At 45.5% G+C, this 13,781-nt stretch carries 10 protein-coding genes; 8 read left to right on the top strand and 2 right to left on the bottom strand.

The window, feature by feature from the left end; all coding sequences use genetic code 11:
* The first annotated feature begins 12 nt into the window (after nt 1-12).
* The 3 genes from BN3656_RS04375 (at nt 13) to BN3656_RS04365 (ending at nt 4,513) form a co-directional block, all read left to right on the top strand.
* Complete coding sequence (locus BN3656_RS04375; RefSeq protein WP_066544607.1) at nt 13-2,211, top strand: glycoside hydrolase family 36 protein; 2,199 nt, start codon at nt 13-15, stop codon at nt 2,209-2,211.
* 27 nt (nt 2,212-2,238) lie between these two features.
* Nucleotides 2,239-3,225, top strand: coding sequence for an aldo/keto reductase (locus BN3656_RS04370; protein WP_066544605.1), 987 nt, complete (start codon nt 2,239-2,241; stop codon nt 3,223-3,225).
* A gap of 367 nt (nt 3,226-3,592) precedes the next feature.
* The gene (locus tag BN3656_RS04365; protein ID WP_066544603.1) at nt 3,593-4,513 is read left to right on the top strand and encodes an AEC family transporter; all 921 of its coding nucleotides are present in this window, start codon (nt 3,593-3,595) and stop codon (nt 4,511-4,513) included.
* 22 nt (nt 4,514-4,535) lie between these two features.
* Here BN3656_RS04365 and BN3656_RS04360 read toward each other — a convergent pair whose 3' ends face one another.
* Nucleotides 4,536-5,579: an AraC family transcriptional regulator gene (locus tag BN3656_RS04360; RefSeq protein ID WP_066544601.1), complete on the bottom strand. Its 1,044-nt coding sequence runs from the start codon at nt 5,577-5,579 to the stop codon at nt 4,536-4,538.
* Between the two features lie 198 nt (nt 5,580-5,777).
* Here BN3656_RS04360 and araA point away from each other — a divergent pair, with 198 nt between their 5' ends.
* Both araA and BN3656_RS04350 read left to right on the top strand, forming a co-directional pair.
* Complete coding sequence (araA, locus tag BN3656_RS04355) at nt 5,778-7,274, top strand: L-arabinose isomerase (RefSeq protein WP_066544599.1); 1,497 nt, start codon at nt 5,778-5,780, stop codon at nt 7,272-7,274.
* 21 nt (nt 7,275-7,295) lie between these two features.
* Nucleotides 7,296-8,903 carry an FGGY-family carbohydrate kinase gene (locus BN3656_RS04350; RefSeq protein ID WP_242962936.1) on the top strand — a complete coding sequence of 536 codons (1,608 nt, stop codon included), beginning with the start codon at nt 7,296-7,298 and terminating at the stop codon, nt 8,901-8,903.
* Between the two features lie 59 nt (nt 8,904-8,962).
* On the opposite strand, the gene BN3656_RS04345 is transcribed toward BN3656_RS04350, so the two are convergent.
* Nucleotides 8,963-9,454, bottom strand: a complete 492-nt coding sequence (locus BN3656_RS04345) for a QueT transporter family protein (protein ID WP_066544597.1) — start codon at nt 9,452-9,454, stop codon at nt 8,963-8,965.
* A gap of 479 nt (nt 9,455-9,933) precedes the next feature.
* On the opposite strand from BN3656_RS04345, the gene murC reads away from it, so the two are divergent.
* The 3 genes from murC to BN3656_RS04330 all read left to right on the top strand — a co-directional run bounded on the left by murC (nt 9,934) and on the right by BN3656_RS04330 (nt 13,714).
* Nucleotides 9,934-11,319, top strand: coding sequence for a UDP-N-acetylmuramate--L-alanine ligase (murC, locus tag BN3656_RS04340; protein WP_066544595.1), 1,386 nt, complete (start codon nt 9,934-9,936; stop codon nt 11,317-11,319).
* A gap of 292 nt (nt 11,320-11,611) precedes the next feature.
* Nucleotides 11,612-12,688, top strand: coding sequence for a DnaD domain protein (locus BN3656_RS04335; RefSeq protein WP_066544593.1), 1,077 nt, complete (start codon nt 11,612-11,614; stop codon nt 12,686-12,688).
* 45 nt (nt 12,689-12,733) lie between these two features.
* A complete protein-coding gene (locus BN3656_RS04330; RefSeq protein ID WP_066544592.1) occupies nt 12,734-13,714 on the top strand; it encodes an ATP-binding protein in 981 nt (326 codons plus the stop codon).
* Nucleotides 13,715-13,781: the final 67 nt, after the last annotated feature.

Here is a 13,781-nt window from a genome sequence, read left to right as displayed (position 1 = left end):
GAGAAATTTAATATGGAGTATAAAAGCGAAAATATAAAGCTTATTTTTTCTCAGGATATAGTGTATGAAAAAGATGGATTGAAAAGACAGCTTTCATTGGAGAAAGGGATCGGACAGAATGAAGATCTTCTTGCAGTTTGTATGACAGAACGTGAGAAGAACGGAAATATGCGGCTGCGCATGAAAGTGAAAAACACAGGAACACATCCTGTTATTCTCAGAGAGATGAATTACATTCGGGTGCAGGATCAAAAGGATTTTACACTCTTCGAACAGAACCTTGAGAATTTTCTTGTATACCGTCAGGGACGTCACAAAAATGATGTTCCCACTGTATTTTGTCCTGGAATACGGGATGGACGGCTGGCAGACGGAACAGGCGGTATGACAGAAACGGGAGACCAGAAAAATAATGCATCGCAGATCATTCATAGCGATTCTCTGACTTTATTTCATTATCAGGATACAACAATGCTCTGGGGGTTTATGACAGGAAGAAACTGTTTTGTAGATTGTTGTATTGCAGCAGAATATAAACAGCAGGCTGACGAAGGTCTTATAGTCTGCGGATGTTCTTCTATCAATATTGTGCTGGAACCAGGAAAGAATTTTGAGGGAGAGGAGCTTCTTATCGCTTCCGGAAAAGATGAAAACCGGCTCATCCGGGATTTTTCTATGGAAAAAGCAGAACGATACAATGCCAGATATCATTCAAAAGCACCTTCTGTATTTTGCACCTGGTATTACTATGGACTGACAGTGACCTATGAAGATGTGGCTCTTTCTCTTTCAGAAATAAAGAAAAAGCAGCTGCCCTTTGATGTGTTTCAGGTAGATGAAGGCTGGGAAATTACTTTGGGAGAATGGGAACCAAATGAAAAATTTCCCCGTTCCATGAAAGAAGTGGCACAGGAAATCCGTAATGCAGGCTTGACGGCGGGTATCTGGACCAGTCCTTTTATTGCACATGAAACGGCATCTGTATGGAAGAAACATCCAAAGTGGATTTTACGTGACAAAACAGGAGTTCCCTGCCTGTTCCATATGAATGATACCGTATATCAGGTCTTTGATATTACCAACCCTGAGGTTTATCCGTATTTTACAGAACTTTACAAAAAACTAACCTTTGACTGGGGTTATACCTATCATAAACTGGATTTTACCAGAGCTGCCGTTTTATATGAAGATGCAGATTTCTTTGATAAAACAGTTACACTGGTACAGGCATATTTCCGGGCGACAGAGGCTGTACGCAAAGGGATGGGCAATGATTCTTATTTTCTGATGTGCGGAGGTCTTTACGATCCTATTATTGGACTGGTTGATGGACAGAGAATGAGCGCCGATGTTCTGTCTATGTGGCAATCGAACATCAACCGGGATGGTAAGGCCCAACCCTTTACCGTGAAACAAAATATGCTCCGTTATTATATGAACAGCTGGTGGAATAATGATCCTGACGCCCTGATGGTACGCAGACAAAAGCAAATGACGCGGGGGCTGAGACTGACTCTGGGACTGCTGAATGAGGAAGAAGTAAAGACAACTGTAGTTAACCAGTACCTGGGAGGTGGTCTCATATGTTCCACAGAGCCTTTGGCATCCATTGATAATGACCGGCTTTATCAGCTGGAGCATATACTCCCTGTTATGGAACGGAAGGTAGAGGTGAGAAATCTTTTTGGCGAATGCCGTTTTCCGAATATGGCTGATATCTATTTGCCGGAAAAAAAGTGGCATAGCTTCGTACTCATAAACTGGAATGATGAAACAGAAATACCTGCCGCATTTCAGCTGACAGAAAAAACGATATCCGGTTTAAAAAAGGATCGCGTTTATCTTGTGGCAGAATTCTATTCTGGATGTTATCAGACAGATATAAAATACGGGGATACTGTATCCATGGGCGTAATACTGCCTCACGGCAGTGCTGTATTTAAAATTCAGGAATATGATCCTGCAATGCCTTTTATCGTCAAAAGTACGGCACATTACTCTATAGGCGGGGAAACAGAGGTTCTAAAGATCGAAAAGGAAACGTTGATCTTTGAGATGCAACACCTTTTTGAAACGGAAAGTATATATCATGTGCTTCTTCCTGAAGGATATGAAACAAAGGACCATAATCGTGAGGTTGAGATACATGTCCGCAAAACAGGGAGAACTCTGATAGAAATTCCAATTCAGGAAATTCACAAAAATACCTGAAACAAAAATTTAAACGAGGAACAGACTATGGCTGATACGAATGAACTTTCACTTCCGGGCAGTGTCCCGGTATCAAACATTGTTTTAGGAACCATGTACTTTGGAAGCAGGATTTCTCAGACGCAAAGCGAACGTCTGCTCGATACATTTGTATCCATGGGAGGAAATCAGATTGATACTGCCAGATGTTACGCCGACTGGATTCCAGGCGGTGCCGGTGCCAGCGAAAAGGCAATTGGAAAATGGCTTTCCGGCAAGAAACGTGAGTCTGTTTTTCTGGGAACCAAGGGAGGTATCAAGCCCAGAGGATATAATGCAACAAGAGGAGATCTGAGTCAGGAGAATCTGGAGAAGGATCTGAAAGCCAGTTTGACGGCTCTTCAGACCGATTACATTGATCTTTACTGGCTTCACCGCGATGATCTTCGCTTTTCTCCGGGAGAAATCGTAGAGAGGATGAACCAGTGGATTCGTCAGGGATACATTCGCTATTTTGGTGTTTCCAACTGGACGGCGAAACGTATCATGGAAGCGAATGAATATGCGGCATCCCATGGTTTGTCAGGAGCTGTGGCATCCCAGATCCAGTATGGTCTAGGTATCTGCACTCCCTCTGATTGGGGAGATTCCACGATTGTCTGTATGGATAATAGCGAATACATGGCCTACGAAAAGCTGCAAATACCAGTTTACGGTTATTCTGCCCAGGCAGAGGGATATTTTCCTTTATATATAAGAGGCGGTTCAGGCGCGCTAGGCTCTGATACAAGAAAAAAATATGATACGCCTGTAAACAGAATTCGTGCAGATCGTCTTAAACAGCTGATGAAAAAAAAGCAGTATTCTCTTTCGTGGATTATGGCAGAATATGTTCTCCGTTCTTCTTTTCCCGCAATGTTTATCATGGGAGGAAGCAATGAATCGAGGATGAAAGAAATTATGGGACAATACAACTGTGGAAAAAAGCAACTAACAGATGAAGAGTGGGAGATAATTTTGAAAACTACTCCCTAAAGATCTGCCACATATGAAAGTTGTCCTGAAAACATAATTTAACCTGTTTTACTGGATTTATGTATACAGGAGAAATCTTGTTTCCCGTCAATAGCTTCATCGAAAAGTGAAAGAAACTGATAGTTGTCCTTGTCGAATTTATTCTGACAATTATCAAAAATCAAAAATTTATGTCCAAGTGAGTTGTTTATATGCTATCATATAGGTATATTTCCTTTAGGTGGATTGGTTGATAGTTTCTCGCAGCTCTATTTTACCATAAATCTTGAGGAGATATTTTATTTTAGAAACAAAAAATGCCGTATTTATGCAGCTTATGGTGTTTCGCAAACGCCTATTATCTATCAAGAATCAAAGGAGAAGCATTATGGTTTTAATAAAAATTTCCCCGGTTATTTTAATGGTTTTAATTGGATTTTTCTGCAGAAAAACAGAGATGATTACCACAGAGGGGATGGAGGGATTAAAGACACTGGCAACCAGCCTGATGCTGCCGGTTTTGCTGTTTCATACGCTTGCAACCACCGAATACACATCAGCTACTATTGCCGTCATAGGAATAATGCTTCTGGCGCTTTCCGCTGCTTTTATCATAGGAATGCTCATAAAAAGAGCTGTCCCGTCGGCAGGAATATTTTTCCCCTTTTTAGTCACCAGCTTTGAGGGAGGAATGTTGGGTTATCCCCTGTATGCTGTTTTATGCGGAGAAGCCCGGCTGTCTAATATTGCCACTCTGGATATTGCCAATACCATATTTGTATTTACAGTATTTCTGGCATTTCTTACCGCCTCTGTAAACGGGAAGGTACAGCCGTCAGAAATGATTTCCAATGTACTTCATTCACCGGTTTTCTGGGGCGTTTTTCTGGGAATTGCAGTGGGAGTGACGGGGGTGGCCGGTTCATTTTTAAATACCATGGCAGGAGCGCTGTATACGTCGGCTAAGGATATGATTACGTCAGCCCTTTCAGCCGTTATATTGGTTGTAGTGGGATACGGGCTCAGCTTTGACCGGGCAGTGCTTAAAAAATGCGGAAAGGCCGTGGCGGGCCGTATGGTAATTCAGGGTGCTATACTTGCGGTGATTATGATTCTGTTAAAGGATATGTTTGCCACGGCTGAAATGAAAACGGCTCTTATATTGTATCTGTTCCTTCCGCCGACCTTTGTGATTCCAGCTTATGCAAAAACGGAAGAGGATGGTATTTACCTATCTACTACCATTTCTTTGTATTCAGTATTTACGATTGCTATATTTATCCTTCTTACGATTACTATGAAAGTATAGGATGAAAAGTTTGGCAGTAATTTCAGATGAATTTTCTGTATTCGCCAGGCGTCATATTATATTTTTTCGTAAAAATCCGGTAGAAGTATCCTTTATTATGGTATCCTGTCTGTTCGGCAATTTCGGATATGGTTAAGTCTGTTTCAATCAGCATCCGTTTTGCCTGTTCCAGACGGATACTCTGAAGGTACTCCGAATAGGTCATCCCTGTTTTGCTGCGGATCAGCCGGTTGAAGTAATCTCTCTGAAAATGGAACCGTTCCATCAGCTCGCGGGTTGTGACGGATTGATAGTGGGTCTGGATATAACTGCATACTTCTTCAAAGACGGACCAGCTGATGTTTTTTTGCTGTTCTCTGGTAAGGGAAAAATCATAGTCTGTACTTAAAATTTTAAAAATACGCAGAAGAAGACCGCGGCAGATGTAGGAGGCTCCGGTTTTATTTTCATACAGCTCTGTCAGAAGAAGGGAAAGGCAGGGCTCAATCTCCTTACGGGCATTCGCAGCGGGGTGAAAATGAATATACTGCTGCAGGTCATTTTGCTTCATCAGCGCAGTTTGAAGAAAGGTGATGATTTTTTCCGTGGTAATATGCTCATTTATCACTTCCTCAAACATGCTGTTTTCAATTCCGAAAAAGAGCACAAGGGAATCCTGACAGGAGAGATAATCCTGATGGATACAGTTTTTGTCGATGAGGCAGACATCGCCCTCATGAAATACGATATCCTTTCCGGAAATATTCTGCCGGAAGTTACCTTTTACAACATATCCAAGCTCAATATAGTCATGGGTATGGCGCTGTGTTTTAGCTCCGCTTTCGAAGGCAAAGCGGCAGCAGAAGCGGTCAGGCGCAGGATACATGGCAGCGCGAAGCTGATTTCTGCCGCAGAAATCCCAGCACAGAAAGAAGATCCGCTGGGAAGAAAGCAGGGGATATGTCTTGATTTCCTTTGCAGATTTGGAATATTCGACAGAAAGCAGTCTGGTTCCCAGAGGATGACCGGGCTCTAACTGCCTTGGGGCAGAGGATATAAGCTGTCTGCATATTTCGTCCAGATTCAAAATTTTCACCTCGCAATTTGAAGGTTTTATGCTGCGGTTCTGATAAAATTATAGCGTATTTCTGGAAAATGACAATAGTAAGCAGTCGCAGCAGGTAACTTTAAAATAAGAGTGGCAAGATTATGGAATTGTGCCCTTCTGCCCTGTTTTGTAAAATAGAATCAGAGTTTTATAATAAAAAACAGATGAGGTGACAGTATGCTGAAGAGAAAAAATTATAGTTTCTGGTTTTGCGCGGGCTCTCAGGATTTGTACGGGGATGAATGCCTGGAGCATGTGGCTGCACATTCAAAGCGTATGGTTGAGGGCTTAAATGAATCGGGAGTCCTTCCGTATAAAGTGATCTGGAAGCCTACGCTGCTTACAAATGAGCAGATCAGGCGAACGCTGAACGAGGCCAATCTGGATGAGGAATGTGCAGGAGTAATTACGTGGATGCATACGTTTTCACCTGCGAAATCATGGATTTTAGGGCTTCGGGAATACAGAAAGCCGCTGCTGCATTTACATACGCAATTTAATGAAGAAATTCCCTATGATACCATTGATATGGATTTTATGAATGAAAACCAGTCTGCCCACGGTGGCAGAGAATATGGCCATATTGTAACAAGGATGGGAATAGAACGGAAAGTGATTGCAGGCTACTGGCAGGATGAAGAAGTTCAGAAACGGATTGCATCCTGGATGAGAACAGCGGTAGGAATTGTTGAAAGCAGCCGTATCCGTATTATGCGTGTAGCTGACAATATGAGAAATGTAGCGGTTACGGAAGGCGATAAGGTAGAGGCGCAGCTGAAATTCGGCTGGGAGATTGATACATATCCGGTAAATGAAATCGCAGAGTGTGTAGACAGCGTGTCTGAGGCAGATACCAGAATGCTGGTGGATGAATATTATGAAACCTATGATATTTTACTGGATGGAAGAGATCCGGAGGGATTCAGGCGTCATGCAGCCGTTCAGGCACAGATTGAGCTGGGATTTGAGCGTTTTCTGGAGGAAAAGGGCTATCAGGCCATTGTAACCCATTTTGGAGATCTGGGTTCATTAAAGCAGCTGCCGGGACTGGCGATTCAGAGACTGATGCAGAAGGGCTATGGCTTTGGAGCGGAGGGCGACTGGAAGGTGGCCGGAATGGTTCGTCTGATGAAGCTTATGACAGAGGATATGAAGGACGCAAAGGGCACGTCCATGCTGGAGGATTACACCTACAATTTCGTAAAAGGAAAGGAAGGAATTCTGCAGGCTCATATGCTGGAGGTTTGCCCCACCATGGCAGAGGGGACGGTCAGCATCCGCTGCCAGCCCCTATCTATGGGAGACAGGGAAGATCCGGCAAGACTGGTATTTACCTGTAAGGAGGGGCCCGGAATTGCGGTTTCCCTGATAGATCTTGGAAACAGATTCCGGCTGATCATAAATGACGTTAACTGCCGGAGGACGGAAAAACCCATGCCCATGCTTCCGGTGGCAGCAAATTTCTGGAGGCCGGAGCCGGATCTCTGCACAGGTGCGGAAGCATGGATTTTGGCGGGAGGCGCCCATCATACTGCGTTTTCCTATGACCTCACAGCAGAGCAGATGGGAGACTGGGCCGCTGCAATGGGAATAGAGGCAGTATATATTGATAAGGATACTACAATCAGGAATTTCAAACGGGATCTTATGCTTGGAGAATTATTTTACAGATAACCGTTAAAGGAGAGCAGAAAATTGGAAGAAATCAGGATAGAGGACATAAAAAAAAGGATTCAGTCAGGAAAAACGGTTTTGGGAATTGAACTTGGTTCCACCAGAATCAAGGGCGTTCTTCTGACAGAAGAGGGAGAATTGATAGCGGATGGCAGCCACCAGTGGGAAAACAGGCTGGAAAACGGGATATGGACCTATTCGATGGAAGCAGTCTGGAAGGGAATGCAGGAGTGCTATGGCGATCTTAAAACAAAGGTAAGAGAAGCATATGGGGCAGAGATAGAAACCATTGGCGGAATTGGAATCAGCGCCATGATGCACGGTTATCTGGCATTTGATGGAAATGATGAACTTCTGGTGCCATTCCGCACATGGAGAAATACCATAACGGAGCAGGCTTCGCGGGAATTGACGGAAGACTTCCATTATCCTATTCCCCAGCGCTGGAGTATCGCTCATCTGTATCAGGCGATCCTGAACAGGGAAGCTCATGTAAAAGATATTAAATACATCACCACGCTGGCAGGCTATGTGCACTGGATGCTTACCGGAGAACGGGTACTGGGTGTGGATGATGCGTCGGGAATGTTTCCTGTTGACGCAAAAACAGGAACCTATTATACGGATATGCTGGACTGTTTTGACCAAAAGATTTCAGACCGGTCGTTTCCATGGAAAATCAGGGAAATCCTGCCCCGGCCTCTTCTGGCAGGGGAGCAGGCAGGCGTTCTTACAGAGGAGGGTGCAGGGCTTTTAGATCCGGAAGGAACATTGAAGGCCGGAATCCCCCTGTGCCCCCCGGAAGGAGATGCGGGAACAGGGATGGTTGCAACAAACAGCGTAAAGGCGCGCACAGGCAATGTATCCGCAGGAACCTCCATATTTTCCATGATTGTACTGGAAAAAGAGCTCTCAAATGTATATTCTGAAATTGACCTTGTGGCAACGCCTCAGGGGGCTCCGGCGGCTATGGTACACTGCAACAATTGCACCTCAGACCTGAACGCCTGGGTGAATATTCTGAAGGAATTCAGCGATACCTTTGGCTTTCATATAAGCGGGGATGAGCTGTATGGAGGGCTTTTCCGAAAGGCTCTGGAGGGCGATAAGGACTGCGGAGGACTGGTGGCCTGCAATTATGTTTCAGGAGAACCGGTTGCCGGCTTTGCAGAAGGCCGTCCGTTGTTTGTGCGCCGGCAGGACGGCCGGTTTAATCTGGCAAATTTTATAAGGACCCATTTATATGCAGCCTTTGGTACTCTTAAGATCGGAAATGACCTGCTGTTTGACAAAGAGGGCGTGAAGGTAGACGTGATATGGGGCCACGGAGGCATCTTTAAAACGGAGGGAACGGCTCAGAAAATCCTTGCGGCCGCTTTGAACACTCCCGTATCTGTTATGAAATCAGCCGGAGAAGGGGGCGCTTGGGGGATTGCAGTTCTGGCACTGTATATGATAAATAAAAAAGAAGGGGAAGCTTTAGAGGATTATCTGGAAAAACGGATTTTTCAAAAGGCAGAGAGCGTAACAGCAGCTCCGGAACCAGAAGATATAGAGGGCTTTAATCAGTTTATGGAAAATTATAAAAAAGGGCTGATGATTGAAAAAGCGGCTGTAGATGCATTATAAATAATAAAAATGCCGGCACCTTAACCTGTAAAATTACAAGCTAAGGCGTCGGCATTCTTTTATGCTCTGCTCTGGCGGAAAATCGTATATTTATAACGCTCCAGTATAGCTAAGAGGCCATTTCCCAGAACCCCAACGGCCAAAATCTCGCCAATCCCTACGGTGAGCATCATAAAAGGGATCAGATCTGGGGAACCGTAGGCATACCGCAGCACCCAGGGGATGATCAGGGTATTTGCCAGGATAGGGGGGAGGCATACCAGCCTCTTGTGATGCCGAAGGGCATAGGAGCCTGCTGCACCGATCAGTGTGGCAATACTGCCACAGATCACATCCATGAGCACGGCTGTACCTAAGAGGTTAGAGATCAGGCATCCTAAAAAGAGTCCCGGAACGGCTGCCGGTGTAAAGAAGGGAAGGATGCACAGCGCTTCAGAGATGCGAAACTGCACCGGTCCGAAGCTGATGGGAGCGAACATCATAGTCAGCGCCACATACACGGCTGCGATCAATGCACCGTGTACCAGAAAATCTGTTTTTTTCCTGTTCATATTTAGTTGTCTCCTTTAGTTTTGTTTTACGAGTGGAAGGTCTCGAACACTCGATTCATTTTACGCCGGAAATCGGCGGAAAGCCCCTTTAGACCTTATTTTTGGGCTTTACAGCGTCTCCTAGTTTAGCATGAGTTGCAGAGCAGGTCAAGAGGAATGTTTTAGTAACAGTTCAGCATTACATGTTTTATGGTATTCTCACAGCAAACTATGTTTTTTAATATGTTTATGATAAAATAAGATGAACAAAGGCAGCAGTATCTTCATCCTTTGGGATTGCTGCTGTGCCGGAGCATGACATTTAAAGATCTGGCCGATAAGGCGGATCAGATGCTGTATGAAATAAAACGCGGCAGTAAAAAGGCTATCGGGTATATGGAATGCTTTTATAATTTCATATGACATTTCCGGCGGACTTTGATATAATTATAAGGAAAGCAGACAAATACATACCGTATCACAGGGAAAGGGAATAATATATGTATCAGATAGATTTTGACAAACCGGAACACATTCACTTTATTGGGATCGGAGGCATCAGTATGAGCGGGCTGGCAGAGATCCTGCTGGACGCCGGATTTACCGTATCCGGCTCTGACGCCCATGAAACGGAGCTTACCAGACATCTGACAGAGAAGGGGGCGCGGATTTATTACGGCCAGCGGGCCGCCAATATTGAACAGGAGCCGGGGATTCAGGCCGTGGTTTACACAGCGGCGATCCATGGCGACAACCCGGAGCTTATGGCAGTGCGGGCAAAGGGGCTTCCGGAGCTTACCAGAGCGGAGCTTTTAGGGGAACTGATGCGTAATTATAAGCAGTCCATAGCCATAGCCGGTACGCACGGAAAAACGACCACTACCTCTATGCTGACAGATATTCTGTTAGCCGGCGGCACAGACCCTACGATTTCTGTAGGCGGTATCCTGAAGGATATCGGCGGAAATATACGGGTAGGCGGGCCTGAATTCTTTGTCACAGAGGCCTGTGAATATACAAACAGCTTTTTATCCTTTTATCCCACCATTGAGGTGATTTTAAATATTGAAGAGGATCATCTGGATTTCTTTAAGGATATCGCGGATATCCGTCATTCCTTCCGTCTGTTTGCAGAGAAGCTTCCGGCAGGAGGCCTTCTGGTGATCAACAAAGATATTGACCGGGTGGAGGAAATTACCCGGGGACTGAACTGCCGCGTAATCACCTTCGGAAAGGATCCGTCCAGTGATTATACAGCCGGAAACATTACATATGACGAACTTGGCAGACCGTCCTATGACCTGATTGTGCAGGGAGAGGTAGTAAACCGGATTTCTCTGGGAGTAACAGGGGAGCATAACGTATACAACTCTCTGTCAGCCATTGCTGTCGCTCTGGAATTAGGTGTAGGCTTTGACGGCGTAATTGCAGGCCTCAGAAAATTTACGGGAACAGACCGGCGGTTTGAGAAAAAGGGAGAGATCGGCGGAGTAACGGTGATTGATGATTATGCCCATCATCCACAGGAGATCAGTGCTACTCTGAAGGCGGCAGAGAATTATCCCCATAAGCGCCTCTGGGTAGTATTTCAGCCCCATACCTATACCCGTACAAAGGCATTTCTGGATGAATTTGCTCAGGCTCTGTCAGGTGCTGATGAGGTGATACTGGCAGATATCTTTGCAGCCAGAGAGACGGATACACTGGGAGTCAGTTCAAGGGATATTGCAGAACGGCTGGAAAAGCTGGGTACAAGCGTCCATTATATTCCGTCCTTTGATGAGATTGAAACATTTATTCTGGAACATTGTATACACGGGGATCTGTTGATAACTATGGGCGCCGGAGATATTGTAAAAGTGGGAGAAAAGCTCCTTGGGCTGTAGTTATCCACAATATCCACATAGTTTTCAACACGAAACAGAGCTAAAAACTGTGGATGAATCATCTGATATGAAAGGATGATAGGAGATTTGGAAAACCACGGTTTTATGCGGAAAATTGACAGCTTATGGGGGAATGAGACCAGATGGGGGATGGTTTTTCCACAATATCCACATTATCCACAGAATGAGCAGTGGAAAGAAGGCCCTATTTTCTTTTAGTAGTGGATATGATATACTGTCTGCAAACATTTCCCGGACAGAAAAAGGGAAAATGCAGCAAGGAGTGGTGAAAATGAGTATGAACTGGAAGGACCGCTGGAGCATAGGGGCTACCATGGTGGCAGATGCGTTTATAGATGAATATATGGCCGGTGCCAATGGGGAATATGTAAAAGTATATCTTTATATTCTGCGTCATCAGGGCGAAGAGCTTACCGTGGAGTCTATAGCGGATGCTCTCGATCATACGGAATCCGATGTGCGGCGTGCTGTAAGTTATTGGGAAAAACTGGGGATTCTTTCCGGGGCAGAAAATGAGAAAAAGCAGGAAGGGGAGCTTCCTTGGGCTGCGGATCCGGCTGCTTCCTGCGCAGAGGCTAAGGAGGAAACGGCTGCCAGCGCAGACCGTGCTCCAGTGTATTCTGCGGCTCAGGTAAACCGGCTTTGCGGAGATGAGGAGTTTTCCCAGCTTCTTTATATTGCGCAGAAATATTTAAATAAAGTTTTTACACCAAGAGACTGTCAGGTATTTGCATGGCTCTATGAGGGCCTTGGAATGAGCAGTGAGCTCCTGGAATATCTTGTGGAATACTGTGCCCAGAACGGCCACAGTTCGGTTCGATATCTGGAGACGGTAGCAGTGAGCTGGCATGAAAAAGGGATTAAAACATCTCAGGAGGCACGGGAGCTGGGAGCAGCTTATTCGAAAGATTCCTTTGCGGTCATGCGGGCCTTTGGAATTAACAACCGCAAGGCAGCGCCTCCTGAGCAGGCCATGATCGACAAATGGTTTAAGGAGTACGGGTTTGCCAGAGAAATCGTTTTAGAGGCCTGCAGCCGGACCATTACCGCCATCCACAGCCCCAGCTTTCAGTATGCAGACCGTATTTTAAGAGACTGGAAGAAAGCCGGCGTAAAGAAAATGGAGGATGTCCGTGCTTTGGATGCCAGACGTCAGGCTCTGGTACAGGAAAATGGCGGAGATAAGGAAAAGCGGCTTCAGCGCTATAACAGCGCATCAAAGGATGGGGGAGGGAAAAAGAACTCTCAAAACCAGTTCCATAATTTTAAACAGAGGGATACAGATTACGATGCCCTGATGTTGAAACAGGTAAAGGAATGGGTGGGCGGAGGAAGACCCCGTACATAAGGAACCGCCCCGGAAGGGCGTTACAGACTGGAAGGAGAACAGGAGATGGCACTGAGTAATTCCCAGTACGACGCAATCATGCGGGAATATGGCAGGCAGCAGCTTGAAAACCAGCATCAGCTGGAAGCACGAAGAAATGAAATTTACCGGGTGATTCCGGCAGTCCGGGAACTGGAAGCGGAGATTGCCAGTCGTTCTGTGGCCGGGGCAAAGCGGCTTTTGGCCGGGGATACGGGAGCGTTAGCGGAGCTTAGAGAAGAACTGGCAGATTTAAGGGAGCAGAAGGCTATTTTAATTCGCGCCAAAGGATATCCGGAGGACTATCTTACGCTTCATTACAGGTGCCCGGACTGTGAGGATACAGGCTGGCGCCAGGGCCGCAAATGTCACTGCTTTCTCAGGGCTCAGATGAAGCTGCTCTATGCCCAGTCCAATCTGGATCATGTGCTGGATCAGGAAAATTTTTCCAGATTATCGTATGACTATTATGACAGCAGTGAAATCATTCTGGAGCTTGGGCTGACCAATGCAGATTATATGCGCAGGGTGGTGGCAGGCTGTCGGGAATTTGCTGCAGATTTTGACCGAAAAAAGGAGAATCTACTCTTTACAGGCAGTACAGGAGTGGGGAAAACCTTTCTTACAAACTGTATTGCAAAGGAGCTGATCGATTCAGGCCATTCGGTGATCTATCTGTCGGCAGGCGATCTGTTTGAGGTGTTTTCCAGAAATAAATTCGACTATGATACCCCGGAGGATATGAGAGACACATATCGCTATATTCTGGACTGCGACCTGCTGATCATTGACGATCTGGGAACGGAGCTCAATAACAGCTTTACCTCTTCGCAGCTTTTTTACTGCATCAATGAGCGTATGAATATGAGCCGTTCCACCATTATTTCCACCAATCTGTCTTTAAAGCAGCTTCGGGATTCCTACACGGATCGTGTGACCTCCCGGATCATGCGCTATCGGATCATTCCCCTTTACGGCAGGGATATCCGTGTTTTAAAGAGGGGATAGCTTGACGAAATGCATGCAAAGATGGTATAAAGATAATAATGAACGGCAGGTGCGTTTTTGGCGCGCA

Origin of the sequence: Clostridium sp. AT4, assembly GCF_001517625.2 — a bacterium.
In the GTDB taxonomy this organism is placed as follows: Bacteria; Bacillota; Clostridia; order Lachnospirales; family Lachnospiraceae; genus Enterocloster.
The sequence above is the reverse complement of the archived record's forward strand: the minus strand, read 5'-3'. Positions and strand labels throughout refer to the sequence as shown.

What these genes read in the sequence shown, in the direction of transcription:
- araA (WP_066544599.1), top strand. Translation starts at nt 5,778, where the DNA reads ATGCTGAAGAGAAAAAATTATAGTTTCTGGTTTTGCGCGGGCTCTCAG.
- BN3656_RS04330 (WP_066544592.1), top strand. Translation starts at nt 12,734, where the DNA reads ATGGCACTGAGTAATTCCCAGTACGACGCAATCATGCGGGAATATGGC.
- BN3656_RS04345 (WP_066544597.1), bottom strand. Translation starts at nt 9,454, where the DNA reads ATGAACAGGAAAAAAACAGATTTTCTGGTACACGGTGCATTGATCGCA.
- BN3656_RS04370 (WP_066544605.1), top strand. Translation starts at nt 2,239, where the DNA reads ATGGCTGATACGAATGAACTTTCACTTCCGGGCAGTGTCCCGGTATCA.
- BN3656_RS04375 (WP_066544607.1), top strand. Translation starts at nt 13, where the DNA reads ATGGAGTATAAAAGCGAAAATATAAAGCTTATTTTTTCTCAGGATATA.
- murC (WP_066544595.1), top strand. Translation starts at nt 9,934, where the DNA reads ATGTATCAGATAGATTTTGACAAACCGGAACACATTCACTTTATTGGG.
- BN3656_RS04335 (WP_066544593.1), top strand. Translation starts at nt 11,612, where the DNA reads ATGAGTATGAACTGGAAGGACCGCTGGAGCATAGGGGCTACCATGGTG.
- BN3656_RS04365 (WP_066544603.1), top strand. Translation starts at nt 3,593, where the DNA reads ATGGTTTTAATAAAAATTTCCCCGGTTATTTTAATGGTTTTAATTGGA.